Raw genomic sequence first — 26,158 nt, forward strand, 5'->3', positions numbered from 1 at the left:
TCACAACATCCGGTTCTCGTCCCCGTCTCGGCGGGTCGAATCGGTGAGCAGCGCCGCCAGTTCCTCCGGACCCGGTAGGCGCTCGGGCGCCACCGTGCGACCGCTGCGTACATAGTGGAAGGCGGCGCCGATCCGGTCCAGCACGCGCGGTTCGGTTTCGCCGGTACGCGCCACCACCAGTCGCGCCCACGCCAGCCGGTAGACCGCCAGCTGCACCGCCACCGCGGCCTCGTCGGCCGGGCCTGGTTCGGCGCCGGTCTTCCAGTCGACGACGGTCCAGCCGCCGCCGGGTTCGGCGAACACCGCGTCCATCCGACCGCGGATCACCACCCCGGCGATGGTGGTCTCGAACGGCACTTCGATCTCTACCGGTCGGCGCGCCGACCAGGGCGAGGACAGGAACGCGTCCTGCATCCGGGCCAGTTCCGCGTCGGCGGCCGCCCCCGCGTCGGCCGCGCCGGGCAGATCGTCGAGGCCGGGCAACTGATCGGTGGCGAACCAGCGCTGCACCCAGGCGTGGAAGGCGGTGCCGCGGCGGGCCAGCGGATTGGGTGGGTAGGGCAGCGGGCGGCGCAGCCGGGCGGCGAGCCGGCCCGGATCGGCGCGCAACTCGACCAGCGCCGTCGCCGGCAGCTGGGTGGGCAGTTCGACCTCGGCCACGGCATCCGCACCGGACCGGTATTCGGCGAGCAGCGCGTCCACATCGGCGATCCAGCCGTCGGGATCGTCGCCGGGTTCGGGCACGTCCGCGCCGGCGGCGAATTCCGCCAGCGCCGCGTGGACCATTGCGGCTCCGGCTTCGATATCGTCGCGACGAGCACCGAGCGGGTCACCGGGCCAGGACGCGGTCACCGGGGTGGCCGCCAGCGGATTCGGCTCGCCGGGTTCGGGACCGGCGGCCCAGCAACCGATTTCGACCCCGCTACCGGGCCGGTCGGCGGCGGTTTTCACCTCGAGCAGGAATTCCGACGGCCCCTTCGGCTTGTCGCCGGTTTCGGGCCAGTGGTGCGCGGAGACCAGCAGGACGCGTTCGGTACGGGTGAGCGCGACATAGAACAGCCGGCGGTCCTCGTCGAGCCGGCGCCGCGCCAGCGCTTCCTTGTGCGCGGTGAGGCCGCGCTGCAATTCCGCGCGGTCGGTGACCTCGGACAGATCGAGAACCGGGACACCGTCCGGGGATTCCGCGGTGGCCCGGTCACCGCGCAGCGAGGTGGGTAGTTCGGCCAGGGCACCGAGCCAGGTGTTCACGCCGCGGGTGGACGGGAACACATCCCGGGTGACGTGCGGTACCGCGACCACCTCCCACTCCAGTCCTTTCGCCGCGTGCACCGTGAGTACCTGGACCCGATCCGGGGCGACCTCCACCTCGCCCGGTTCCAGACCGTTCTCGACCGATTCGGCGGCGGTGAGAAAAGCGAGCAGACCACCGAGGGTGGCCCCGGCGTCGTTCGCGAAGCCGGCGACCACCTCGGCGAAGGCGTCCAGGTGTTCGCGGCCGGCGCCGGAACCCGCGAGCGCGCGCCGGGCCTGGCTCTCGACGCCGACACCGATGGTGCGTTCCACATCGGCGACCAGTTCGGTGAGCGGCTGCGCCGCCCGTTCGCGCAATATCGCCAGTTCCCGCCCCAGCGCGGTCACCCGCCGGTATCCGGCCGCCGAATAGCGGTCCGGCGGACCGGGATCGGCGATCGCGTCGGCCAGGCCGGCCCGTTCGGCGGGTTCGGGGGCCACTTCGTGCAGGGCCGCCGCCAGGGTGGTGGAGTCGGTGATATCGCCACCGGGGTCGCGGGTGATGGACAGTTCCCGGGCCCGCCGGGCCAGCGCGGCCAGATCGGCGCTCCCGATCCGCCAGCGGGCACCGGTGAGGATCCGGACCGCGGCGCTGCCGGCGGCGGGGTCGGCGACGAGGCGCAGGGTGGCGACGATATCGGCGACCTCCGGGGTCGACAGCAGACCGCCCAGCCCGACGATCTCGACCGGTAACCCCTGCGCCCGTAACTCCTCGGCGAGTTCGGCGGCGTCGGCGTTGCGGCGGATCAGGACCGCGGAGGTGGGCGGGGGCCGGTCGGCGGCCCGGGCTTCGGCCCAATGCGCGGCGATCCGTTCGGCGATCCACCGGCGTTCGCTCGCCACGGTATCGGTAAGCGCGAGCGCGACGACGCCCGGTTCCGCACCGGGTTTCGCACGCAACGGGTCGACGGTGACGCCGCCGCTGTCCCGGGCCACCGCGCGCAGCGGCTCCACGACCATATTCGCCAGATCGAGCGCCTCGGGCGGATTGCGCCAGCTGGTCAGCAGCGGCAACACCGGCGCCGGGACACCGGGGGCGGCCGGGAAATCGGTGGTGAAGCGCGGGAGATTGGCGGCCGAGGCGCCGCGCCAGCCGTAGATGGACTGCATGGGGTCACCGACCGCGGTCACCGCGAGCTCGCGCGGGCGCGCCCCGCGGGACCGCGCGTCGCGCTGTTCCGGGTAACCGGCGCCGAACAGCGCGGACAGCAGTATGCGCTGGGCGTGGCCGGTGTCCTGGTATTCGTCCAGCAGCACCAGCCGGAAGCGGGCACGTTCGGCGGTGGCGACATCGGGGTGCTCAGCGGCCAACCGCGCCGCCAGCGACATCTGCGCCCCGAAATCCAGGGCGCCACGCTGGTACAGCGTCTCCCGCAACTGCTGGACCAGCGGCAGCAGCGCCACCCGCTCGCGCTGGGCACGCAGGATCGACAGCAGATCCTTGTTCGGTCCGCCGCGCTGCCGCGGACCGGGCGGCAGGGTGTGCACGAGTTTCGCGAGTTCGGTATGCGCCTCGGCGAGTTCCTCCGGTTCCACCAGATGCTCGGCCAGCTGGCCGGACAGCGCGAGTACCGCCTCGGTGACCGTGAGCGGCGAACGGTCGGTATCCAGGTCGCCGTCCCAGCCGCGCACCACCTGATGGGCGAGCTGCCACAGCTGGGTCTCGGTGAGCAGCGCCGCCGACGGTTCCACCGGCAGCAGCAGGCCGTGTTCGCTCAGCAGCCGGCCGGCATAGGAGTGGTAGGTACTGATCTCGGGCTCCGCACCGGCCAGGCCGGCACGCAGTTCGCCGGAGGGGTCGAGATCCCGCAGCAGCCGGGACCCGGCCAGCCGGGCCAGCCGCGTACGGATCCGGGCGGTGAGCTGCTGAGCGGCCTTGCGGGTGAAGGTCAGCCCGAGCACCTCCTCCGGCGTGACCAGCCGGTTGGCCACCATCCACACCACCCGGGCCGCCATGGTCTCGGTTTTTCCGGCGCCCGCCCCGGCCACCACCAGCGCCGGACCGGGCGGTGCGGCGATCACCGCGGCCTGTTCCGCGGTCGGCGGGGGGAGCCCGAGTGCGTCGGCCAGCTGTCCCGGCGAGACCCGAGCGCTCACTCGTCGGTCACCTGACGCCCGGCGTCCTGCACCGGGCAGCTGTTCTTCACGGCGCAGTGCCGGCAGCCCTCGTTGCGGATCGCCAGGAAACCGGGGCCCTCGGTGCTCGCGGCCGCGGCGTGGATGGTTTCGCGCCAGGTCTCCAGTGCCTCGGCGTCCAACGGGGGCTGGACCCGCTCCTTGGCCACCCCACTGGCCGCCGGTAATCCGACGTACACCAGCCGTGCGCCACCGGGTTCGGGAGCACCGGCGTGCTCCTCCAGGGCGCCGGCCGCGGCGGCGACCTGGTAGGTCGCCAGCTGGGCGTGCTGGGCGGCGTCGGCTTCGCTGACCGGATTCTTCCCCGTCTTCACATCGACGATGACGAACCGGCCCGCGGCGTCCCGTTCCAGCCGGTCGATGCGGCCGCGAATGCGGACCTCGGGCATATCGGCGGCGGGCGCGGGCAGCACACAGTCGACCGGTACCTCGATACCGGCCTGGGTGAGTTCGCCGCGGGTGGTGCGCACCCAGGCGACGAACGCGTCCAGCATGGCCTCGGTGCGGCGCAGTTCCTGCCGGGAGTACCAGCTGGTCTCCGGATCGATACCGGACCAGGTCCGGGCGAGTTCGGCGCGCACCTGATCCAGTGGTACGCGGCCGGCCAGCGCCTGGACCAGGGTATGCACCAGGGTTCCTTTGACGGCGTACGGATTCTCGCCGTCGGATCCGCCGTTGCGTTCCAGCGCCCACCGCAGCGGACAGGTCCGCAGCAGCTCTACCGTCGAGGGCGACAACGCGATCGGGGCGTCGTCTTCCCACAGGGTCTCGGTGGAGCTGAGCCCGGGCACCCCGTACCAGTCGTCGGGCGCGGTACCGGGAATCCCGGCCAGCGCGAGCCGGGCCAGTTGCCGGGCGGCGCGGCGGCGGCGCTCGTCCCCGGCGCCGGGATCGCAGACCGCCGCGCGGAGTTCGGCGATCAGCGCGTGCAGGGCGAGCACCCGGCCGGGTTCGGCGACCGGAAGCGCACCCGGTTCCCCACCGGTCTCACCGCCCAGCAATTCGGCCAGGAATCGGGACGGCACCAGATCACGATCGCCGGTCACCGATTCCACCGCCGTCACCAGCAGCGACCGGCGGGCCCGGCTGCACGCGACGAACAACAGCCGGCGCTCCTCGGCCAGGACCGGGGCGGCGCGGCTGACCCGTTCGGTGATACCGGCGACCTCGTCCACCAGCTCCTCGGTGTGCAGCAGCGTCCCCCGCGGCCGAGGGTCCGGCCAGATCCCCTCCTGCACTCCGGCGACCGCGACAACCTCCCATTCCCGGCCGGAGGCCGAGTGGGCGCTCAGGAGGTCCACCGCCTCCTCCCGCTGCGTCCGTACCGCCCGGTCCTGCGGGATCTGCTGCTGGAGCAGGTATTCGACGAAACCCTCTATGGTCGCGCCCGGGAGGCGGTCGGTGTAGGCGGCCGCGGCGTCGAACAGCGCGACCGCGGCGTCGAGATCGCGGTCGGCCTGCATACCTACCGCTCCCCCGCGCCGGGACTGCGCCAGCCAGCGCCGCTCCAGCCGCGACCCGGTCCACAACGCCCACAGCACATCCTCGAGGCCGCCGCCCTCGCGCCGGACCCGGCGGGCGCGGTCCAGTGCGCGGACCACCCGCTCCAGCGGGGCGATCTCGACCTCGGTGAGGCCCGCCAGGATCCGATCGTCGCCCGCGCCGAGCAGCAGCTCCCGTAGCACCTCCACCGAAGGGCGGTCCGGACCGGAGCCGCGCGGGCCCGGTCGCCGGGGTTCGGCATCCGGTCCGCCGGCCGGGGATCGCGGATCTGTTCGGGGGACTTCGGATTCGTCGGCGGTCTCGCCCGGTGCCGGCCCGACTGCCTCCGCGTCGGATCCGCCGACCGATCCGACCGGCTCCCCGGCGGCAGTGTCCGGGCGGCCGGCAGCGTCCCCTGATTCTTCCTGGAAGACGTCGGGATCGGCCATACGGCCGGGGCCGACCGGTTCTCGGCTGTCCCTGCTGGTACCCGACCCGCCCGCGCGGCCCGGCGACTCGAATCGAGCACTATCGGTTCGCGCGGGTCCGGACGCGTCCGCACCGATGGCCACCTCGGACTCGTCGCCGTCACCGGGGTACGGCTCCGGCGGGAAATCCTCTTCGTCGACCGGTTCCGGTGGGAGACCGTCCCACGGGTCGTCACCGAAGCTCTCCTCATCGATCCCGTACCAGTCCGCGTCGGCCCGGTGTCGGCTGACCTCGGCGAAGAGGTCCCGGGGCGGCAGTTCGCCGACGGTATCGTCGGTCCGGTAGGTATCGAGGACAGGTGGTTCGTGTATCGGCTCGGGCGGGAAATCCGGTGTCGCGGCGAAGTCCGGACCGGGGATGCGGGCAGGGTCCGCTCCCGAGGCACCCGCAAGGCCCGATCCCGCGGCACCCGCAAGGCCCGATCCCCGGGCACCGGCGAGGTTCGGGCCCGAGGCACCGGCAGGGTTCGCGCCCGATACAGCGTCGAGGTCCGGATCCGGGACACCGGCAACGCCCGGACCGGCGGCAGCGTCCGGAACCGGCGGACCGGCTGCGTTCGAGCCCTGGGCACCGGCGGAGTTCGGGGTGCGGGCGAGTTCTACCGCGACGCGGCGGATCCCGCGCCGCAGCCGCCGCAGGCCGATCGCGTCGGCCCCGCCGAGCGGTCCGGCCAGGAGGTCGAGCGCCTCGTCGGGACCGAACAGGGATTCGGTGGATCCGGCGCCACGTCGCGTGGCCTCGCCGGCGAGCACGGCCCGCAGCGCCAGCAGCATCCAGGCGGCACCGCGGCGACGGGCCAGCGGTATATCGTTCGCGGGTTGCGCGATCGGGACCCCGGCCGCCAGCAGGGCCCGGCGCAGTGGCGGCAGCAGCAATGGCACCGAACGCACGATCACCGCCATCTGCGACCAGGGCACGCCCTCGGTGAGATGCGCGCGGCGCAGATGGTCGGCGATCAGTGACGCTTCCTTGGCGGGGCTACCGAGTACCCGCACCCGCACTTCGGCCGGGACGGGTGCTTCGGTACCGGTATCCGGGGGCACCTCACCGCGTTCCGCGGGGCCCAGGTCGGCCCGGGTGATGCGATGCGGGGCGTGCCCGGGTAGCCGCGACGCGATCCGGGCGGTGGCGGTGGTGATCGCCGGACCGGACCGATGGTTGTCGTAGAGGACGATGCGCCGATCCGCCGGGGAGTCCTCGGTGAGGAAGCGCGAATCGGCGCCGCGGAAGGTGTACACGGCCTGGTCGGGATCACCGGCGATCACCGTGGTCCCGGCCCCGGCCGCCAGCACCCGCACCAGCAGCGCCGCCTGCGGGTCCAGATGCTGGGCGTCGTCGACGAGCAGACAGCGCAACCGGGCCCGTTCGGCCGCCAGCAGTTCGGGGTCGCCGGCCAGTGCGTCCAGGGCGGCGCCGACGAGTTCGGCCGCGTTCAGGGCGGGCGCCGACGCCTCGGGCGCGGCCACCCCGACCGACCAGCGCAGCAGCATCGCCTGTTCGTAGCGGAGCGCGAAACCTCCGGCCGCGATCCAGTCGGGACGGTCCCGGCGCCGGCCGAGATCGATCAGCTCCTCCGGCCCCAGCCCGCGTTCGGTGGCCCGCAGCATGAGATCGCGCAGTTCATCGGCGAATCCGGTGAGCCCCAGTGCGGGCTGTAACCGCCGCGGCCACAGGTCACCGGCACCGGCGACGATATCGGCCATATCGCCGCGCAACATCTCGCGCAGCACGGCGTCCTGTTCGGCACCGGTGAGCAGCCGCGGTGGCGGATTCCCGTGCCGGGCGGCCTGCCGGCGCAGGATCCCGAAGGCGTAGGAGTGGATCGTGCGGGCCAGCGGCTCCCGGGTCGCGCCGGCGACGCCGGGCACCGCGGCCGGCGGTCGAACCGGCTCGGCGAGCCCGAACAGCGCACCGGCCCCCGGCTCGACGGCGCGTGCCGCAGCGTCCGCGGACGGAGCACCCCTGACGACCGGGGCGCACACCGTCCAGTTGTCCAGCCGTTCGGTGAGCGCGTCCCGGGCGGTCGCCGCCGCCTGTTTGGAATGGGTGAGCAGCAGCACCGACTCCGGATCCGCGCCCGCGGCGATCCGCGTCGCGGCCAGATCGATCAGCAGGGCTGTCTTCCCGGTGCCGGGGCCTCCGAGCACCCGCCGGATCCGGTCCGGGTCCGGTTGCGCGGCGGTAGCCGACGGCGGGACGGCGAACAGCGCGCCGACATCGGCTCCCCAGGTCCGAGCCCGGGGAGCCGCCGCTTTCCGGCGCACCAGCCGCACCGGCTTATCCGAACGCACCACGACGGCTATTGCAACAGACGGGGCCGACACCGCCGATACCACGTCGGAACCGCCCCCGCCACGGTGTCGGAGCGCTCGGATAAGAATGTCATTGTGTCCACACTGCATGTTCACCGTTTCGGCCCGGCGACCGGCCCGGTGCTGCTGGCCCTGCACGGCCTGAGCGGCCACGGGAAACGTTGGGAGGCGCTGGCCACCGAGTTCCTGCCCGATATCCGGGTGATCGCCCCCGACCTGCGCGGACACGGCCGTTCCACCGCACTGCCGCCCTGGGATCTCGAAATGATCGTCGCCGATCTGGTCGCGTTGATCACCGCCGAAACCGCGGAGCCGGTGGTGGTGGCCGCCCACTCCTTCGGCGGTGCGTGCGCACTGCATCTGGCGCGGCGGCATCCGGAGCTGGTCCGCGGCCTGGTACTGCTCGATCCGGCCGTCGCGCTGGACCCGGTGTGGTTGCACGAGATCGCCGAGGCCACCCTCGGCTCGCCCGATTACACCGATGTGGACGAAGCCCGGATGGACAAACTGGCGACGGGCTGGGGCGCGGTCGCGCCGGGACTGCTGCGCGCCGAGCTCGACGAGCACCTGGTGCCCGCCGCGGGCGGCCGGATGCGCTGGCGGGTGGATACGGCGGCCGTCGTCGCATACTGGGGTCAGCTCGCGCGTGACCTGGTACTTCCCGAACCAGGTCTGCCGACGGTACTGGTCCGGGCCACGAAGGTGGATCCGCCGTTCGTCACGCCCGAACTCCACACCGCACTGGCCGACCGGCTCGGCTCGGCGCTGACCGTGCACGAATGGGATTGTGAGCATATGGTCGCCCAGATCCTGCCGCGTGAGACCGCGGCGCTGATCCGGGACGTGCTCTGATGGTCACCAGCGACGAACAGATCGAACGCGTCCGTGAACTGGTCGCGGCGATTCCGCCGGGCCGGGTCGCGACCTACGGTGATATCGCCGCGGCGGCCGGACTGTCGACCCCGCGGACCGTGGGCTGGATCATGCGCACCGATTCCGCCGATCTGCCCTGGCACCGGGTGCTGGGCGCCTCGGGCCGGCCGGCCGCCCACCTCGCCGACCGGCAGCTGCGGCTGCTCGCGGCCGAGGGCGTACCCGTCACCGACGGCCGGGTCACACTGTGTACCGCACGTCACCGGTTCGACTGAACCGCGGCCGGTCAGCCGGGTTCGAGCACACGTTGCAGGAAGCGCCGCGTCCGCTCTTCCCGCGGCTCGCCGATCACCTGGTCCGCCGGGCCCCGCTCGACGATGACGCCCGCGTCGAGGAACAGGACCTGGTCGGCCACCTGCCGCGCGAACCGGATCTCGTGGGTGACAACCACCATCGTCCAGTCCTGGGTGGCCAGGTCCTTGATCACCGCCAGCACCTCACCGACCAGTTCGGGATCCAGCGCCGAGGTCGGCTCGTCGAACAGCACCACCCGCGGTTTCAGTGCCAGGGCCCGCGCGATCCCGACCCGCTGCTGCTGGCCGCCCGAGAGCTGGAACGGATAGGCGTCCGCACGGTCGGCCAGACCCACCTGCGCCAACAGGGTCCGTGCCTCGGCGACCGCCTCTTCCCGAGGCCGCCGCTGGGCGACGACCGGACCTTCGACGATGTTCTCCAGCACCGTGCGATGTGGGAAGAGGTTGTGCGACTGGAAGACCATTCCGCTCTGGGCACGCAACCGGCTCGTCTCCCGGCGCCCTACCCGCCCGCGGGGCAACCGGGCGAAGTCGATCTCGACATCGTCGATGCCGACCACTCCCCCCTCCGGGATATCCAGCGCATTCAGTGACCGCAGCACGGTGGTCTTGCCCGACCCCGAAGGTCCCAGCAGTACCGTCGCGGTTCCCCGCAGCGATTCGAAGTCGATACCGCGCAGCACCTGCCGGTCGCCGAAGGACTTCTCCAGGCCGCGCACCCGGATCCGGGCGGGCTCGGTGTTCTGGTCGGTGGTGTCGGTCATTTCGCCACGTACCTGTCGAGTCGGGTCTCCAGTCGTTTCTGACCGGCGGAGAGGGCCACGCAGATCACCCAGTAGTACAGCGCGGCGAAAGTGTAGAGCGCGAGGAATTCATTGCTCTCGGCCGCCGCGAGCTGGGCCTCCCGGAAGAGTTCGGTCAGCAGTACCACCGAGCCCAGGGAGGTGTCCTTGAGCAGCGAGAGCAAGGTGTTGGACAGCGGCGGCACCGCGGTCCTGGTGGCCTGCGGAAGGATGATGCGGCGCAGCGTCTGCGCGTAGCCGAGGCCGACGGTGGCCGCCGCCTCGAACTGCCCCTTCGGCACGGACAGGATCGCCGACCGGAGCACCTCGGCCGCGTAGCCGGCCACATTGAGACTGAAGGCGATCACGGCCGCGAGGAACGGATCGAACTTCAACCCGATCTGGGGCAGCCCGTAGAAGACGATGAACAGCTGGACCAGCAGCGGTGTTCCGCGAATTATCGAGATGAACGCGCGGGCCGGTCCGGCCAGGACCCGGTAGGAGGAGATCCGCGCGAGCGCGACCAGCAGTGCGAGCCCGAGCCCGATCGCGAAACTCAGCGCGGTCAACGGGACGGTCACCTGCACCAGCCCGACGAGCATCGGCCACGCCGCCCCGCGCAGCACTTCCCAGGTGTCGCGGTGGCCGCGGCCCTCGGACAGGTCGGCGCTGCCGCCGTCCGGTACCGACACATCGGCCCGGAAGTATTTCTGCGAGATGGCGGCGAGCGTTCCGTCGGCGGCCAGCGCGGCGATCGCCCGGTTCGCCTGGTCCAGCAGTGCCGAGTCGTTCTCGCGGAAGGCGAGGACCTGTTCGCTGGTCTCCGCCCCGGCGTCACCGGCGATCTCGATATCCGTGGACCCGGTACTGGCCAGGTAGTCGAGCACGGCGATGTTGTCGTTGACGATCGCGTCGACCCGGCCCTGGGTGAGCAGCGCGGCGGCCTGCGTGAACCCTTCGACCGCTTCGACGTGGGCCCCGGCGTCGCGCGCCACCCGAGCCCAGTTGCTGGTGCTCGACTGCGCGGTGGTTCGGCCGGCCAGATCGTCTAGGGTCCGGATGCGCTCGTCGCCGGTGCGCCGGACGATCACCCCACGAGAGTAGGTGTAGCTATCGGACAGGCCGTATTTCGCCCGGCGCTCGTCGTTGACCGAGACCTGGTTGGCGATGACGTCGATCCGGCCGGAGTCCAGCGCGGGAAAGATAGCGTCCCACTGGGTCTCGACGAATTCGATATTCCAGTCGGCCCGGTCGGCGATCGCCTCGATCACTTCGATGTCGTATCCGGTCAGCTGCCGGCTGCGCGGATCATGGAACGAGAACGGCGGATAGGTGCCCTCGGTACCGACCCGGACCACCGGCCGGTCGGGATCCTGCGCCGTCGCCATGCCCGGCTGGGTGACCCCGGCGAGCACCAGCAACAGGGACAGCACCATCCCCCGTAGTACGTGTCGCATCGGCGACCCCCTCATTTCGGATGGAACCGGAATCCGGTCCTCGGAGGGAGAGTAGTGCGCCCCGGGCAGGGGCGCCGGACGGACCGGCGGCGGGCGGCCACCCCACCGTCCGGAAATCCGGCGGTCGGCGCCTCCGGACCGCCCATCGTCCCAGACGGCGAATAGCATGACCGTATGCCGAATTCTCCGCTGGCTCCGGATGTGATCGTGCTCGCCGGGGGGCGGGCCAGCCGTATGGGCGGCGTCGACAAACCGGGCCTGGTGGTCGGCGGGCGGTCCATGCTGCAGACGGCGCTGGCCGCGGTGGCCTCCCTCGGGCGGACGGTGGTGGTCGGGCCGCCGCGCCCGGATCTCGCCGCGCATATCGTGCAGACCAGGGAGCCGGAGCCGGGCTCGGGTCCGGTCGCGGCGGTCGCCGCCGGCCTGGCTGCGCTCGGTGCCGAACCCGCGCCCCGGATCGTTGTCCTCGCCGCGGACCTTCCGTTCCTCACCGACGCGGCGATCGGTGAATTGGTGCGGCAGAGTGCGGATTTCGACGCGGTGTTCGCCGCCGACCCTGCCGGGCGCCCCCAGTATCTGATCGGCGTGTGGCGGACCGAACCGCTCGCGACCCGGCTCGCCGAACTCGACAGCGTGCTCAACCAGCCGATGAAAGCCCTGGTCCCGCATCGCACGACCATCGTGGAACTGCCCGGGGTCGACGACTGTGACACCCCCGGCGAGATCGCCGCCGCCCGCAGCGCACTCGGCGACCGGGGCGCCGGCGATTCCGCGCCGGCCGCTACTCGGGCCGACACCGCGCCGGTATCACTCGAGCAGGCCCGGGAACTGCTGCGTACCGACCTGTCCCGGCTCCCCGAACACGAGGCGGATCTGCCCGCGGTGCGCGGGGCCGCCCTCGCCGCACCGCTCACCGCCGCCGAGGCCCTGCCCCGCTTCGATGTCTCGGCCATGGACGGGTACGCCGTCGCCGGGGACGGCCCGTGGGAGCTGCGCGCCGATATCGGTTTCGCCGGCGGGCAGCGACCCGACGGGCTACGTCCGGGCGAAGCGGTGCGGATCGCCACCGGCGCCCAGGTTCCGGAAGGCACCACCCGGGTGCTGCGCGACGAGTTCGCCCGGATCGCCGGCGACCGCGTAGTGCACCGGCTTCCGGAGACCCCGCCGCGCTCCGATATCCGCCGCCGCGGCGAGGACCGTACTCCCGGCGACGAGATCGCACCGGCCGGCACCGCGGTGACGCCCGCGCTCGTCTCCGCCGCCGCGGCCGTCGAGGTCACCACCGCCGCGGTCCGCGGTCCGGTCCGCGCTCGTATCGTCATGACCGGGGACGAGATCCGCAGCAGCGGTCCGCTGCAGGCGGGGCAGACGCGCGATTCGATCGGCCCGATCCTGCCCGAACTGCTCGCCGCGCACGGCGTCCCGTTGCTCGACCGGGTGCACCTCCGCGATACCGCCCACGGTTTCGACCAGGTCCTGGCCACGGCGGCCGATTGCGAGCTGTTGGTCGTGGTCGGAGCCACCGGTGGGGGTGCGGCCGATCAGCTACGCGGTGCTCTGGACCGCTGTGGGGCGCGGTTGCTGGTGTCCCGGCTCGCCCTGCGTCCGGGCGGGTCCACCGTCGTCGCCGAACTCGATTCCACGACAACGGTTCTCGGCCTTCCCGGCAATCCCTACGCGGCGATCGCGACCCTGCTCGCCCTGGTACCCGCGATCGTCGGAGGCCGTACCGGCGCCCCCGCTCCCCGCCGGGCCCGCGGGCCCCTGCGAAACGCGGGCGAGATCTCCGGCGCGGTAGCGCGGATCGTGCCCGCCCGGTACGCGACACAGCCAGGTGGCGGTTGGGTGGGTGATCCGGCGATCCGCACCGCCCACCTCGGCGGACTCATCGACCGCGACGGTCTGGTCGTCGTGCCGGCGAGGGCCCGCGACGACGACCACGTCGAGTTCATTCCCCTGGTCTAGCCGTGTGCCCGGTTCCGATCGGCGCTGCTCCGGTCGTCTATGTTCGCTGACACACGCGGGAGTGACCGGGGGCGCCCATACGCCGATCTTGTGTACACAGATCCACACTTCCACCGGCTGGGAACAGCCGCGGCGAGCGGTGCGGCTCCGGATCGTCTACGCTGACTGCCCGATCCGACCGCGTCGGCGGTCGCTCGAGCAAATTCGAGGTACGCGATGTTCAGCGTTTTCCGGTGGGGGCGGAGCCGGCGTCCCCTATCCGCCACCGTATGCGCGGTGCTCGCCGCCGCCGGTGCGGCGCTGATCCCCGGATACACCGCGGTGGCCGCACCCACCGCGGCCGCACCCGCCGTGACGGTGTACCCGGGTATGGAGATCCGGCATACCGAGATAGCCGACGGGAAGGCGGTCACCACCCGCTGCACCGTGGGACTCACCGGTTCGATCGGCTCGGCCCAGTACGCGGTGACCGCCGGCCACTGCTACCACCAGGGAATCGTCACCGACAAAATCGGTAACCCGATCGGCTGGTTCGAATTCCACCGCCCGGACGAGGGCCTGAAGTTCGGTTTCGGGTTGATCCGCCTGTACGACGGGATCGGCGTCGCCGCCTCCATGGGCCGGTTCGGGCTGTCCACGGTGGATATGAAACCGCAACTGGGACAGGAGATCTGCAAGATCGGCGCGACCACCGGCTGGAGTTGCGGATCGATCACCGAAGCGAACGAGGAGTGGCTCTACGCGACCAACGCGCTCGGCGCCGAGGCCGGCGACTCCGGGGCCGTGGTCTACCGCCAGACCTCCGACGGGCATGCCGCGTTCGTCGGGATCCTGGTGGCCTACGACGACGCCCAGGGCCGCAGCGCGGTCGTGGAACCGGCCGCCCTGCTGTTCGAGCAGATCGACCGGTACGGCCCGACCCGCGACGACCCGTTCGTCTGGTACCGGGTCTGATCCCCTGCGGGGTCGCCAGGGTCTGCTCCCATGCGACCCCGCACCCGGTGAGGTACTGCACTTCTCCCAAGACCCGACGATCACCCGCTTCGTGCCCCATACGGCCGCGACCGCCCGGCAGGCCGAACCGTATTTCTGGGCCGTCGACGCGGCCCGCGCACCCGACCACTGGCAGGCCCTGACCACCAGCACACTGGGGTTCAGCGGCGTCCGGTTACGGAACGCGCGCTGACGGGGCCACCCGCCGCTATGCCCGGCGAGCAGCGGGAGTGGTCAGCGTACCGACGCCCGGTCCCCGGCCCGGACCGCGCGGCGGTAGCGGTCCGCGATCAACCGGACCACGGAGGGATGGACCCCGATCGGCTCGGCCACTCCGGTCGCCCCCGCCCGGTGCAGCCGCTCGTGGAAGAGCCCGTGCGCGAGCAGGTACGAGGCGATGAACACCCGCTCCTGTCCGGTCTCCCGGAGCTGAGCCACGACTTCGGGTACCCGGGGCGCCCCGGTGGCGACGTAGGCGGTGCGCACCGGCGTCGCGAGCTGCGCGGTGAGCATGGCGGCGGCGCGGCGCACATCGGCACGAGCGCGCGGGTCCGAGGAGCCGGCGGCCGCGAAGACCACGGCATCCCCGGACCGCCAACCGGCCGCCCGCAACCGTACGGCCATGACGCGGGCCAGCGCGGGGTCGGGGCCCATGGCCGCGGTGACGGTCACCGCGAGATGCCCGCTGTCGGCCACCTCGCGGGGTACGTCCTGGTAGACGTGATATCCGGAGGCCAGGAAGGCCGGCACCAGCACGGCCGGAACGGAATCGCCCGCCACCACGGCCCGGGTGGCCAGATCGCGCAACACCTCGGCCGGCGAGGGGCCGAGCACATCGACGAAGGCTGTGCGCACGGCCGGGTTCGCGCCGCTGTCCGCCGCGGATCCCGCCGGTGGCTCGGGTGGACATCCGCAGTTCACGTAGCCGGGCGCCGGGGCATGACGGCCGGGCGAGCCGGGATGGACACACCCTGCGTCCGGGACGCCGGGACGCCGGTCCAGTTCGTGCCCGACCGCTTCGGCCAGCGCGGCGATCATCTGCACGCCCTTCGCGCTGCGGGTGCCGTGCGCGACCAGTACCAGCGCGGGCCGCGGCCGCCTCACCCCGGCACCACCGTCCGGACATAGCGCGCGTTGCGCGCCGGGGCCGCCGGCGCCGGACCGGCATTGTTGTCGGTGCATTCGGCCGGATCCATGGCCAGCCGGTACCCGCGCTTGACCACGGTCTGGATCGCTTTGGGGGTGCCCAGCCCCGCCCGCAGCCGCGCGATCGCGGTCTCCACCGCGTGCGTATCGTCACCGCCGCCGGGCAGCGCGGCCAGCAGATTCTCGCGGGAGACCACCCGGCCCGGCTGGCGGGCCAGTGAACGCATCAGTGCCATGGGCGCCGGGGCGAGCTGTTTCACCGTGCCGTCCACCACCACACACGCACCGCGCACACTGATGGTGTGCCCGGCGGCATTGATGCGGCCGGCCCGGCGCGGAAGTTCCTCGGCGACATGGCGGGCCAGGGCGCCCAGCCGGGCCCGGCCGGGCATCGTGGTGGGCACCCCGAGCTCCTCGAGCGGGGCCGCGGTGATCGGGCCGACGCACGCCGCCGGCACCCGGCTGCGCAATGCGTGCAACACCCCCTCCAGCACTCCGGTCTCCTCGGCGCGCATCAGCATCGAGGCCACCGCCGGAGCACTGGTGAACGTCACACAGTCGATCGCGGAGGTCACGACGGCCTCGATCAGCTGATCCATCGGACCGCGGTCGGCGGGCGGCTCCCACCGGTACACCGGCACGGGCACCACATCGGCGCCCGCGCACCGCAGCACCTCGCAGAAGTCGGGGATCGGTTCCCATTCGGTGGTGGCGCCATGCAACTGGACCGCGATTCGCACGCCCTCGACACCCTCGGCGAGCAGATGATCCAGCACCTCCGCCGAAGACTCCGACGCCGGGGACCACTCCTCGCGCAGTTCCGCGGCCCGGATCGCACCCTTGGCCTTCGGGCCCCGGGCCAGCATCCGGGTGCCGCCCAGAGTCGCACGCAACTGTTCGGCCAGGCCCCAGCCCTCGGCAGCCTCCATCCAGCCACGGAACCCGATACCGGTGGTGGCCACCGCGATCTGCGGCGGGTCGGCGACCAGGTCACCGGTCACCCGTTCCAGTTCGGTATCGTCGGCGAGCGGGATGATCCGGATGGCCGGTGCGGATACGACCGACGCACCCCGCCGGGTGAGCAGGGTGGCGAACTCCTCGGCCCGCCGGGCCGCGGTGATACCGATCGTGAAGCCGGCCAGCGCGGTGTTCGTCTCCGGAACCGTCATACCGGGCAGCCGTCCGGGGCCACCGTCACGGGCCTGCCCGAGATCGACACCTGTCCGTCGTCCACGCGCACGGAATATACCGGCAGGCTCGTCGTCGCGTCGTCCAGGCATCGGCCGTCCAGCAGGGAGAAGGCCTGCTTCAACAGCGGTGACACGACCACCGGCTCACCGCCGCGATCGCCGACGATACCGCGCGACATCACTGCCGCCCGGCCGAACGGATCGATATTGCCGACCGCGTACAACGTGCCCTCGGGCAGCAGGAACAGGGCCACCTGGGCGCCGCCGGGCAGCAGCACCGCCACACCGCGGCCAGGGATCAGGTACTCGAGCGGGCACGCCCGGGTCCACCCGGTGGTGGCCGGAACAACTACTGGGGTGTCGATCACGGTCATTGGTGTCTCCTCCACACGCCGTTACCCATTGGTACCGGCGGCCTGTTTCTTGACGGTTAAGCCGTCATTTCCCACTCGTAGCGGCCGACGCCGAAGCCCTGCCGGGCAGGCTGTGCCCATCGCGGGCCGCCCGGCACGCCCTACGTGGTTACGCCGCACTGCCGCCTCCGGGCATACCGGGCAGGCTGTGCCCATCGCGGCCCGCCCGGCACGCCCTACGTGGTTACGCCGCACTGCCGCCTCCGGGCATACCGGGCAGGCTGTGCCCATCGCGGCCCGCCCGGCACGCCCTACGTGGTTACGCCGCACTGCCGCCTCCGGGCATACCGGGCAGGCCGAGCAGCACCGGGACCTTGCGTTCACCGCTGTCGTCGAAGGCGATGGTCGGGTCGGCCTCGGCCGGGGCGTTGACGAACGATACGAACCGCGACAACTTCTCCTCGTCGTCGAGGACCGCGGCCCATTCGTCGCGGTAGCCGGCCACATGGTCGCCCATCGCGCGCTCCAGATCGGCGGCGATCCCGAGGCTGTCCTCGCACACCACCTCGCGCACGTAGTCGATACCCAGGTCTTCCTGCCACGGCGCGGTGCGCTGCAGCCGGTCCGCGGTCCGGATGTAGAACATCAGATACCGGTCGACATAGGCGATGAGGGTCTCGTCGTCCAGATCGCCCGCGAGCAGGACCGCGTGTTTGGGGGTCAGGCCGCCGTTACCGCCCACATACAGGTTCCACCCGTTCTCGGTCGCGATGACGCCCACATCCTTGCCGCGGGCCTCGGCGCATTCCCGGGCACAACCGGATACGGCCAGTTTCAGTTTGTGCGGCGAACGCAGCCCACGGTAGCGCTTCTCCAGCAGCACGGCCATGCCGACCGAATCCTGCTGGCCGTACCGGCACCAGGTGGAACCGACGCAGCTCTTCACCGTGCGCAGCGATTTACCGTACGCGTGGCCCGATTCCATACCGGCGTCCACCAGGCGTTTCCAGATGAGCGGCAGCTGTTCCACCCGCGCGCCGAACAGGTCGATCCGCTGTCCGCCGGTGATCTTGGCGTAGAGACCGAACTCTTTGGCGACCTCACCGATCACGATCAGCTGTTCCGGGGTGACCTCGCCCCCCGGCATCCGCGGCACCACCGAATAGGTGCCGTTCTTCTGCATATTGGCCAGGAAGTGGTCGTTGGTGTCCTGTAGCGCGGCCTGTTCGCCCTCCAGGATGTGCTCGCTGGAGGTGGAGGCCAGAATCGAGGCGACCGTCGGCTTGCAGATATCGCAACCGGTCCCCCGGCCGTGCCGGGCGATGAGCTCGGAGAAGGTGCGGATACCGGTGGCCTGCACGATCCGGAACAGTTCGGCGCGCGACTGCTCGAAGTGCTCGCACAGCGCCTGGGACATCTCGACGCCGGACTGTTCGAGCACCTTCTTGATCATCGGCACGCAACCGCCACAGGAGGTGCCGGCCTTGGTGCAGGCCTTGATGGCCGGGATATCACGGGCGCCCTCGGTGATGGCGCCGCAGATGGCGCCCTTGCGTACATCGTTGCACGAGCAGATCTGGGCTTCGTCGGGCAGCGCGTCGGCGCCCAGTTCCGCCCCCGCCGGGGAGATGAGCGCGGCCGGTTCGACCGGCAGCGGCCGGCCCACCAGCGGGCGCAGCGCGGCGTACTGGGTGGCATCGCCGACGAGGATGCCGCCCAGCAGGGTCTGCGCGTCATCGGAGATCACCAGCTTGGCGTAGGTGCCACGGGCGGCGTCGTGCAGTACCACCGACAGCGCGCCCTCGGTGGTGCCGTGCGCGTCGCCGAAACTCGCCACATCCACCCCGAGCAGTTTGAGCTTGGTGGACATATCGGCGCCGGAGAACTCACCGGCACCGCCCAGCAGGCGGTCGGCCACGATCTCGGCGGTGCTGTAGCCGGGCGCCACCAGCCCGTAGCAGACCCCTTCGATCGCGGCGCATTCACCGATGGCGTAGATATTCGGATCGGAGGTGGCCAGTCCCAGGTCGGTGATCACGCCACCGCGCGGGCCCACCTCGAGCCCCGCGTCGCGGGCGATCTGGTCCCGCGGCCGGACTCCCGCGGAGAACACCACCAGCGCGGCATCGATGACGGTGTCGTCGGACAGGGTGACCCGCAGCCGTTCGGCCGGGTCGGCGGCCGCATCGCGTTCGATCCCGGCGGTGCCCACGCCGGTGTGCACCCGCAGCCCCAGGTCGGTGACCAGTTTCTCCAGGATCGCGCCGCCGCCCTCGTCGACCTGGGCCGGCATCAGGCGATCGTTGTACTCGACCACGTGCGGGGTGAGCCCGAGCAGGCGCAGCGCATTGGCGGCCTCCAGCCCGAGCAGGCCACCGCCGACGACCACACCGTGGGCGCCCGGTCCGGCCGCGTCGGCCGCGGCCCGGATGCCGTCCAGATCCTCGATGGTCCGGTAGACGAAGCATTCCTGGTGGTCGTGCCCCGGCACGGGCGGTACGAACGGGTAGGAACCGGTCGCCAGGACCAGCGCGTCGTAGTCGAGCACCTCACCGGAGGTGGTGGTGACCTTCTGGGCGTCCTTGTCGATGGCCTCGGCCCGCTGGCCGAGGCGCAGGTCGACCAGTTCGTCACCGGCGTACTCGTTCCCTGGTAGCGCCAGCGAGCCGGCGTCCCAACTACCGATATACGAGGACAGACCGACCCTGTCGTAGGCGGGCGATTTCTCCTCGCCGAGGACGACGACCTGCCACTGCCCCGCCTCGTCCCGGGCGCGGACGGCCTCGACGAACCGGTGGCCGACCATGCCGTGACCGGCGACGACGACTGTTCTGCGCTGTGCGTTCATGGTGTCCTCCGTGGGGATCCGGGGTCAGACGGTCGCCGATGACCGGGCGGACCGGGATTCGGTGGGCTGAGAATTGCGGTAACCGGCTTCGGCCCGCCCGACCAGGGCTTCGACGGCCACGACGACCTCACGGTCGCGGACCGGGGTGGCGCAGGAACACCGCCCAGGTGACCAGGGCGCAGGCAATGTAGAACGCCGTGAACACCCAGAAGGCGGTGGTGGCGATCTTCTTACGCCGGCCTCCCAGGCCGCGGTGTCCTCGGCATCCCTGCGCTCCAGCTTCGGCCGCCGCAGCAGCGCCGCCCGGGCATTGCCGCGACCCTCGGACTGCGTGCTCACAAGGCCTCCCAACGTGGTTCGACCCCACGGTAGGAAACCGGTATTGCGGAAATGCTGCCTGAGATGACCGCCGAATCAAAGGTTTCTCACGCGCTTCACGGCACTCGGGTGAGCATCGGGACCGGATTCCCGTGACCGGTTCAGCGCGGGGAGACCGAGTCCTCGAGCATTCGCGGTTTGCACGCCTGCCAGGCGCCGGTGAGCAGCACCAGTACCGAGACGCAGAGCAGCGCGAAGGGCGCGGTCCACCCGTCGGTGAGCGTGTGCAGCATGCCGAACACCAGCGGTCCCACGCAGGCCAGCGCGTACCCGACCCCCTGTGTGAACCCCGACAGCGCGGCCGAACCGGCCGGCGTCCGGGTGCGCAGGTTGATGAGGGTGAGTGTCATCGGGAAGGTACTCGGGCCCAGACCCAGGATCGCCACCCACAGGACGGGCGCGCTCATGGGCGCGAAGAGCAGCCCGGCGAAGGCCACGAAGAAACAGGCGGCACACCCCACCACCACCGGATACGGGTTGGTGAGCCGGGCGGCCACCGTGGGCGCGGTGAGGGCCGCGATCAGTCCCACGAGCGCGAACAGGGCCACCATGGAACCGCCGAAGGCCGCGTCGGCGCCGGCGTCGGCGAGGATCGTCGGCAGCCAGGTGAATACCGAGTAGGTGGTCAGCGAGGTCATGCCGAAGGTTGCCGCCATCCCCCAGGCCAGGGGCGAGCGCCACACCTTGGGGGCCGGCGCGCTGCCGGCATCCGGCAGTCCGGTGGTGTCCGCATCCGCCCGGCCGCGCCGCACGCGCAGTACGCCGATCCAGGGGACGGCCGCCGCGAAGCCGAGCAGGGCCCACACCCCCAGGGAGACGCGCCAGCCGTGCGCTTCCGCCAACGGCACCGCGACCAGCGCCGGCAGTACGGTGCCGATCTGCACCATGGTGATGTAGAGCGCGCTCACCGTGGCGAGCCGGTCCGGGAAATAGCGTTTGACCAGTGGAGGAACCACGATATTGCCGATCCCCATACCGCCGAGCGCGAGCGCGGAGAACAGCAGCAGCTCGGCCGTCCCCGAGACGAGGACCCGCACGAGCATGCCGGTCCCGGCGGCCGCCATCGCCAGCAGCACGGTCCGTTCCAATCCGAGTCGGCGGGCCAGGAGCGGCGCCAGCAGCCCGGTCACGGAGAACATAAGGGTCGGGATCATCCCGAAGACACCGACGACGGCGGTGGAGTAACCGATATCGCGCCCGATGTCCTCGGCGAGCGGTGTGAACGCGGTGACGGCCACGCGCAGTACGAGAGCGGACATGACAATTGCCGCGAGTACCAGTAAACGGCCTTCGATAAGCTTGCGTTTCCGCTGCTCGAGAGGTGGATCGGCCGCTTGGGAGGTCTCGGGCAGCGCAGCAGTCACCGAGAAATCATAGGATGACCCTATGACAGGGGCAATAATATTGTGATGGGCGGTACTGTGTTGCCGTGCAAAGCGTGCGCCGCACCAGTCTCATCGCCCAGGTCACCGAGCAACTCAAAGAGGATATCCGCTCGGGGCGCTGGCCGATCGGGACGCGGATCCCCACCGAGCCCGAACTGGCCGAACTCACCGGCACCGGCCGCAACACCCTACGTGAGGCCGTCCAGGCGCTGGTCCATGCCGGCATGCTGGAACGGCGACAGGGTTCCGGTACCTACGTCATCGCCACCTCCGAGGTGGGCGGGACACTGACCAAATACTTCGCCGAAGCCGCCGAACGCGATGTCCTGGAACTACGCCACGGACTCGAGGCCACCGCGGCCGCGCTGGCCGCCCATCGCCGCGATGACACCGATATCGCCACGCTGCGCCGGCTACTCGACGACCGCAACCGGCTGTGGCGGGTGGATCGGGCCGCGGCGATCGAAGCCGATGTCCAACTACACCGAGCGATCGTGCTCGCCAGCGGCAATGCCGTGTACATCGAGTTCTACGACTCGGTGCTGGGCTACATCGAATCCGGGATCCGTTCGCGCACCGACCGTATCGACAGCTGGTACGCCGCCGAACATCGCGAACTGGTACAGGCCATCATCGACGGTGACGCCGACAAGGCCGCCCGGACCTCCCGATGTTTCCTCGACACCCTGCTGGCCGACTACCGCGACCACTAGACGTACCTTCGCTGCGCTCCGGGTTCCCTCGAGGTTACGGACCGATCACAGCGGTGTAGCTCCGCCGTGAGCGGGATTTGTGGCGATCGTCATTGCCTGCCATGTGGTGGAAACACCCGGCTCCTAGCGTTTTCTCACGTCACGACACCACACTCGACCGCCCGGCCGCCGCGGCCGGGCACCCCCGGTCCGGGGGGCGTCGAGTAACGACGAGAGGGGCGCCGATGACCGCGACAGCCGACACCGGACGGCAACCATCCGCTACCGCAACGACTTTCGTCCATCAGCGCCGGGGCCGCTGGATCGACCGGTGGGAACCGGACAACGAGCGGTTCTGGAGATCCGGCGCCGACCGCACGGCCAAGAAGAATTTGGTGTTCTCGGTATTCGCGGAGAACCTCGGCTTCAGCATCTGGGTCCTGTGGGCCAGCGTCGTCACCGGGATGGGCGCTGCCGGTTTCGCCTTCCTGGACGGGCTCGGTAAAGGCGACCCGACCGCGGTCAGCAATGCCCTCCTGCTCACATCCATCCCCACCCTGGTCGGTTCGACCCTGCGTATCCCCTACACCTTCGCCATCCCCCGGTTCGGCGGGCGGGCCTTCACGGTGTTCAGCGCCGCCATGCTGCTGGTGCCCACCGTCGGCCTGATCTTCTTCGTCAATCAGCCCGGTACCCCGATGTGGGTTTTCGTGGTGCTGGCCGCGCTGTCCGGTTTCGGCGGCGGTAATTTCTCCTCGTCGATGGCCAATATCTCGTTCTTCTTCCCGGACGGGAAGAAGGGCGCCGCGCTCGGGATCAATGCCGCGGGCGGCAATCTCGGTGTCGCCCAGACCCAACTGCTGGTGCCGCTGCTGATCACCCTCGGCACCCATCTCAGCGCGAAGGACGCGGCCGGTTACCGCTTCGGGATCACCCTGGCGGTGCTGGTGTGGATTCCATTCATCCTGGCCGCCGCGTTCGGCGCGCTGCGATACATGGACAGCCTGTCCACCGCGAAATCCGACGGACGCTCCTACAAACCCGCACTGACCAATCACCACACCTGGGTGATGGCGTTCCTCTACATCGGCACCTTCGGTTCGTTCATCGGCTTCTCGTTCGCGTTCCCGACGCTCATCAAGGCGAATTTCCCGGATCTGGCCAGTATCGGCTGGATCACCACCCTCGGAAATCTGGCGTTCCTCGGCGCCCTGGTCGGCTCGTTCTCCCGCCCGTTCGGCGGCTGGCTCTCGGACAAACTGGGCGGCGGTGCGAAGATCACCGTCGCCGTGTTCGGCGGGATGGCCGTAGCGGTCGCACTCATCATGGCCGCGCTCGAGATGGAGAGTTTCCCGCTCTACCTGCTGGCCTTCCTGATGCTCTTCGTACTCACCGGTATCGGCAACGGCTCCACCTACCGGATGATCCCGTCCATCTTCAGCGCCCAGGCGAAGAGGTACGCCTCCGAGCACGGCCTCGAGCCGGCGGAAGGGGCGGCCTCGGCGAAACGGCAGGCGGGTGCGGCCATCGGGGTCATCGGAGCGGTCGGTGCCTTCGGCGGTTTCGTACTCCAGCAGGCACTGCGCCTGTCCAACACCAACTTCGGCACCATGGCGCCCGCGTTCTGGGCCTACGCCGCGGCGTTCCTGGTGATGGCCGGCGTCACCTGGTGGTTCTACCGCCGTACCTCGTTCGCGGTGGGCCGGGTGCCGTCACTGGCGTACGCCAACGTCTGACGGCTCCGCAGCCATGGCAGAGTCCGGCCGGTTCGATCCCGGCCGGGCCCTCCCCATGCCGGGTCCCGCGCGGAGCCACCGGTCTCACAGCAGGAATCGCACCATATCCGCCGTCCGGACCAATCCCGGCAGTGCTTCCGGTGTGGACCGCGGATGCAATACATGCACCGCCAGCCGGAACATGACCGCGCGCAACAGCATCTGCGGCCATTCCGGCAGATCGGACCAGCGCTCCAGCAGCCCGTCGTCGGCTCCGCCCCACGACAGCGCGTCCACCACGACCACCCCCGCCGCCCACGCCGGCGGGCGCCAGTACGGGGTCAGATCGGTGAGCGCGGGTGTCTGTGCCCCGGCGAACAGTACGGTGCCGAACAGATCGCCGTGCACCAGTTGCGGCGGAGTCCGCACGGGTTTGCGCAACGTGGCCAGCTGCCCGATCAGTTCGAGGCTGTGCCGGCCGTCGGGCGAGTTCTCCATCACCGCCCCCGCCGCGCGCAGCGTCCGCAACGGCACGGCCTCCCACGCCGCCCGGTCCGCGGCGACGAAGACGTCCACATCCAGCCAGGGCGTAACCGGCGGCTGCGAAAGGAATCGGGGCCGCTCGAGGGTGGCGGTGGCCTTGTGCAGGCGCAGCGAGACCGAGACCACCTCGTCGTGGCGTGGTTCCGGACAGCCCGTCATGAAGGTGTCGCACCGCCAGCCCGACACCACGTACCGGCCGTCGGTGGCCCGCACCGGGCGGGCCAGCCGCAGCCCGTCCACCCGCAGGCTCTCCCGGACCTTCGCCGACCAGGCGGCACGCGCATGGTCGGCGACAGGGCTGAGCACCACATCGCCGAGGCGCCAGCCACCTTCCCAGTCGCCGAGGGCGACCGGGGTCAGCTCCCGCAGACCGTACGTGGCCCGCACATGTTCGGGGGGTTCGACAGTGGTGGTCACGGCCGTACCGTACTCCCGCCACCGGGCCCCGGTATCGCGCCACACCGTGTCGTAGCAGTGCCGCGACACACCGCGGCCGGCCCCGGTCACACACCGTGTACACCGGTCGAGGCCGTCGGCCGCACGCTGTTCACGCGCAGGTCAGCGGCCTAACGCGGGGCGGCTCAGTACACCGGGAGCGACGGGTCGACCTGGTGCGCCCAGGCGATCACGCCGCCCTGCAGATGCGTGGCGTCGGCGAAACCCGCCCGCTTGAGCGCGGCCAGCGCCTCCGCCGACCGGACACCCGTCTTGCAGTGCAGCACGATCTTGCGGTTCTGCGGCAGTTCCGCCAGCGCCTCCCCCGAGAGAATGCGGTCCTTCGGGATCAGCGTCGCGCCTTCGATGTGCACGATGTCCCATTCCACCGGTTCACGCACATCGATCAACTCCACATCACCGGCGTCCAGCAGGTCCTTGAGCTCCCGCGCGGTCACCGTGGAACCGACGGCCGCGGCCTGCCCCTCCTCGGACACCACACCGCAGAACGCCTCGTAGTCGATCAGTTCGGTGATCGGCTGCCGCGCGGGATCGCGCCGCAGTTTGATGGTCCGGTAGCTCATATCGAGTGCGTCGTACACCATGAGCCGGCCCAGCAGCGGGTCACCGATACCGGTGATCAATTTGATGGCCTCGGTCACCATCACCGAGCCGATGGACGCGCACAGCACACCCAGCACGCCGCCCTCGGCGCAGGAGGGCACCATCCCCGGCGGCGGGGCCTCCGGGTACAGATCGCGATAGTTGATCCCGCGACCGTTCGGGGCATCCTCCCAGAACACCGAGACCTGGCCCTCGAACCGGTAGATCGAACCCCACACATACGGTTTGCCGGCCAACACCGCGGCATCGTTGACCAGGTAGCGGGTCGCGAAGTTGTCGGTACCGTCCACGATCAGGTCGTATTCGGCGAACAGCTGCACCGCGTTCTCCGGCTCCAGCCGGATCTTGTGCAATCGCACGTCGATCCCGGAATTGATCTCCAGAATGGAATCGCGGGCGCTATCGGCCTTGGGCCGTCCGATATCGGATTCACCGTGGATGACCTGCCGTTGCAGATTCGAGGCATCGACCTCGTCGAACTCGACGATGCCCAGGGTGCCCACACCGGCGGCGGCCAGGTACAGCAACGCCGGAGAACCCAGCCCGCCGGCGCCGATCACGAGCACCTTCGCGTTCTTCAGCCGTTTCTGCCCGTCCATCCCGAGGTCGGGAATGATCAGGTGACGGCTGTAACGGGCGACCTCGTCCCTGGTCAGCTCGGCGGCGGGCTCCACAAGTGGGGGCAGGGACTGCGGTGTTGACACGTCTTCGAACTCCTCGTATCGAAATAGCCGGATGCGGTGTGCGGATGCGTAC

General features: G+C 70.8%; 18 protein-coding genes. 7 read left to right on the plus strand and 11 right to left on the minus strand.

Annotation, left to right across the window (positions count from 1 at the left end; all coding sequences use genetic code 11):
- On the minus strand, positions 1–3,387 hold the full coding sequence (locus ACQPYS_RS23550; RefSeq protein ID WP_433490851.1) for an ATP-dependent helicase: 3,387 nt from the start codon (positions 3,385–3,387) through the stop codon (positions 1–3).
- Positions 3,384–7,691 (minus strand): PD-(D/E)XK nuclease family protein, encoded by a 4,308-nt coding sequence (locus ACQPYS_RS23555; protein ID WP_433490852.1) that lies wholly within the window; start codon positions 7,689–7,691, stop codon positions 3,384–3,386. Before ACQPYS_RS23555 ends, ACQPYS_RS23550 begins: the two co-directional genes overlap by 4 nt.
- A 93-nt stretch (positions 7,692–7,784) precedes the next feature.
- Here ACQPYS_RS23555 and ACQPYS_RS23560 point away from each other — a divergent pair, with 93 nt between their 5' ends.
- Complete coding sequence (locus ACQPYS_RS23560; protein ID WP_433490853.1) at positions 7,785–8,561, plus strand: alpha/beta hydrolase; 777 nt, start codon at positions 7,785–7,787, stop codon at positions 8,559–8,561.
- Complete coding sequence (locus ACQPYS_RS23565; RefSeq protein ID WP_433490854.1) at positions 8,561–8,857, plus strand: MGMT family protein; 297 nt, start codon at positions 8,561–8,563, stop codon at positions 8,855–8,857. Before ACQPYS_RS23560 ends, ACQPYS_RS23565 begins: the two co-directional genes overlap by 1 nt.
- Positions 8,858–8,868: 11 nt before the next feature.
- Here ACQPYS_RS23565 and ACQPYS_RS23570 read toward each other — a convergent pair whose 3' ends face one another.
- Both ACQPYS_RS23570 and ACQPYS_RS23575 read right to left on the minus strand, forming a co-directional pair.
- On the minus strand, positions 8,869–9,660 hold the full coding sequence (locus ACQPYS_RS23570; RefSeq protein WP_433490855.1) for an amino acid ABC transporter ATP-binding protein: 792 nt from the start codon (positions 9,658–9,660) through the stop codon (positions 8,869–8,871).
- Entirely contained in the window at positions 9,657–11,135 is a 1,479-nt protein-coding gene (locus ACQPYS_RS23575) for an ABC transporter substrate-binding protein/permease (protein WP_433490856.1), read from the minus strand. Before ACQPYS_RS23575 ends, ACQPYS_RS23570 begins: the two co-directional genes overlap by 4 nt.
- Before the next feature lie 174 nt (positions 11,136–11,309).
- Between ACQPYS_RS23575 and ACQPYS_RS23580 the strand changes: the two genes are divergently transcribed.
- The 3 genes from ACQPYS_RS23580 (at position 11,310) to ACQPYS_RS23590 (ending at position 14,286) form a co-directional block, all read left to right on the plus strand.
- Positions 11,310–13,100 carry an NTP transferase domain-containing protein gene (locus tag ACQPYS_RS23580; RefSeq protein ID WP_433490857.1) on the plus strand — a complete coding sequence of 597 codons (1,791 nt, stop codon included), beginning with the start codon at positions 11,310–11,312 and terminating at the stop codon, positions 13,098–13,100.
- 216 nt (positions 13,101–13,316) lie between these two features.
- Positions 13,317–14,054 (plus strand): hypothetical protein, encoded by a 738-nt coding sequence (locus ACQPYS_RS23585; RefSeq protein ID WP_169811939.1) that lies wholly within the window; start codon positions 13,317–13,319, stop codon positions 14,052–14,054.
- A gap of 55 nt (positions 14,055–14,109) precedes the next feature.
- Entirely contained in the window at positions 14,110–14,286 is a 177-nt protein-coding gene (locus tag ACQPYS_RS23590; RefSeq protein WP_433493115.1) for a DUF6886 family protein, read from the plus strand.
- Between the two features lie 41 nt (positions 14,287–14,327).
- Here ACQPYS_RS23590 and ACQPYS_RS23595 read toward each other — a convergent pair whose 3' ends face one another.
- From ACQPYS_RS23595 to ACQPYS_RS23615, 5 genes are all read right to left on the minus strand, one after another.
- A complete protein-coding gene (locus ACQPYS_RS23595) occupies positions 14,328–15,131 on the minus strand; it encodes a sirohydrochlorin chelatase (RefSeq protein WP_433493116.1) in 804 nt (267 codons plus the stop codon).
- Positions 15,132–15,193: 62 nt separating this feature from the next.
- Positions 15,194–16,408: a uroporphyrinogen-III synthase gene (locus tag ACQPYS_RS23600; RefSeq protein WP_433490858.1), complete on the minus strand. Its 1,215-nt coding sequence runs from the start codon at positions 16,406–16,408 to the stop codon at positions 15,194–15,196.
- Positions 16,405–16,803 carry a nitrite reductase small subunit NirD gene (gene nirD, locus ACQPYS_RS23605; protein WP_063039174.1) on the minus strand — a complete coding sequence of 133 codons (399 nt, stop codon included), beginning with the start codon at positions 16,801–16,803 and terminating at the stop codon, positions 16,405–16,407. Before nirD ends, ACQPYS_RS23600 begins: the two co-directional genes overlap by 4 nt.
- Positions 16,804–17,101: 298 nt before the next feature.
- Positions 17,102–19,630, minus strand: a complete 2,529-nt coding sequence (gene nirB, locus ACQPYS_RS23610) for a nitrite reductase large subunit NirB (protein ID WP_433490859.1) — start codon at positions 19,628–19,630, stop codon at positions 17,102–17,104.
- 479 nt (positions 19,631–20,109) lie between these two features.
- The gene (locus ACQPYS_RS23615; protein ID WP_063039178.1) at positions 20,110–21,372 is read right to left on the minus strand and encodes an MFS transporter; all 1,263 of its coding nucleotides are present in this window, start codon (positions 21,370–21,372) and stop codon (positions 20,110–20,112) included.
- A 65-nt stretch (positions 21,373–21,437) separates the two neighbouring features.
- On the opposite strand from ACQPYS_RS23615, the gene ACQPYS_RS23620 reads away from it, so the two are divergent.
- Together ACQPYS_RS23620 and ACQPYS_RS23625 are read left to right on the plus strand one after the other, a co-directional pair.
- On the plus strand, positions 21,438–22,106 hold the full coding sequence (locus ACQPYS_RS23620; protein ID WP_063039180.1) for a FadR/GntR family transcriptional regulator: 669 nt from the start codon (positions 21,438–21,440) through the stop codon (positions 22,104–22,106).
- A gap of 224 nt (positions 22,107–22,330) precedes the next feature.
- Positions 22,331–23,821 (plus strand): MFS transporter, encoded by a 1,491-nt coding sequence (locus tag ACQPYS_RS23625; protein ID WP_433490860.1) that lies wholly within the window; start codon positions 22,331–22,333, stop codon positions 23,819–23,821.
- 84 nt (positions 23,822–23,905) lie between these two features.
- Here the strand turns inward: ACQPYS_RS23625 and ACQPYS_RS23630 are convergent, their stop codons facing one another.
- Both ACQPYS_RS23630 and moeZ read right to left on the minus strand, forming a co-directional pair.
- Complete coding sequence (locus ACQPYS_RS23630; RefSeq protein ID WP_030523402.1) at positions 23,906–24,760, minus strand: TIGR02569 family protein; 855 nt, start codon at positions 24,758–24,760, stop codon at positions 23,906–23,908.
- 164 nt (positions 24,761–24,924) lie between these two features.
- On the minus strand, positions 24,925–26,106 hold the full coding sequence (gene moeZ / locus ACQPYS_RS23635) for an adenylyltransferase/sulfurtransferase MoeZ (protein ID WP_063039412.1): 1,182 nt from the start codon (positions 26,104–26,106) through the stop codon (positions 24,925–24,927).
- Positions 26,107–26,158 lie beyond the last annotated feature (52 nt).

It is taken from the genome of Nocardia grenadensis, assembly GCF_050942415.1.
GTDB lineage: Bacteria > Actinomycetota > Actinomycetes > Mycobacteriales > Mycobacteriaceae > Nocardia > Nocardia grenadensis.

Coding starts and splice junctions, on each gene's coding strand:
- ACQPYS_RS23585 (WP_169811939.1), top strand. CDS start 13,317: ATGTTCAGCGTTTTCCGGTGGGGGCGGAGCCGGCGTCCCCTATCCGCC.
- ACQPYS_RS23600 (WP_433490858.1), bottom strand. CDS start 16,408: ATGACGGTTCCGGAGACGAACACCGCGCTGGCCGGCTTCACGATCGGT.
- ACQPYS_RS23570 (WP_433490855.1), bottom strand. CDS start 9,660: ATGACCGACACCACCGACCAGAACACCGAGCCCGCCCGGATCCGGGTG.
- nirB (WP_433490859.1), bottom strand. CDS start 19,630: ATGAACGCACAGCGCAGAACAGTCGTCGTCGCCGGTCACGGCATGGTC.
- ACQPYS_RS23575 (WP_433490856.1), bottom strand. CDS start 11,135: ATGCGACACGTACTACGGGGGATGGTGCTGTCCCTGTTGCTGGTGCTC.
- ACQPYS_RS23565 (WP_433490854.1), top strand. CDS start 8,561: ATGGTCACCAGCGACGAACAGATCGAACGCGTCCGTGAACTGGTCGCG.
- ACQPYS_RS23625 (WP_433490860.1), top strand. CDS start 22,331: ATGACCGCGACAGCCGACACCGGACGGCAACCATCCGCTACCGCAACG.
- ACQPYS_RS23580 (WP_433490857.1), top strand. CDS start 11,310: ATGCCGAATTCTCCGCTGGCTCCGGATGTGATCGTGCTCGCCGGGGGG.
- nirD (WP_063039174.1), bottom strand. CDS start 16,803: ATGACCGTGATCGACACCCCAGTAGTTGTTCCGGCCACCACCGGGTGG.
- ACQPYS_RS23595 (WP_433493116.1), bottom strand. CDS start 15,131: ATGATCGCCGCGCTGGCCGAAGCGGTCGGGCACGAACTGGACCGGCGT.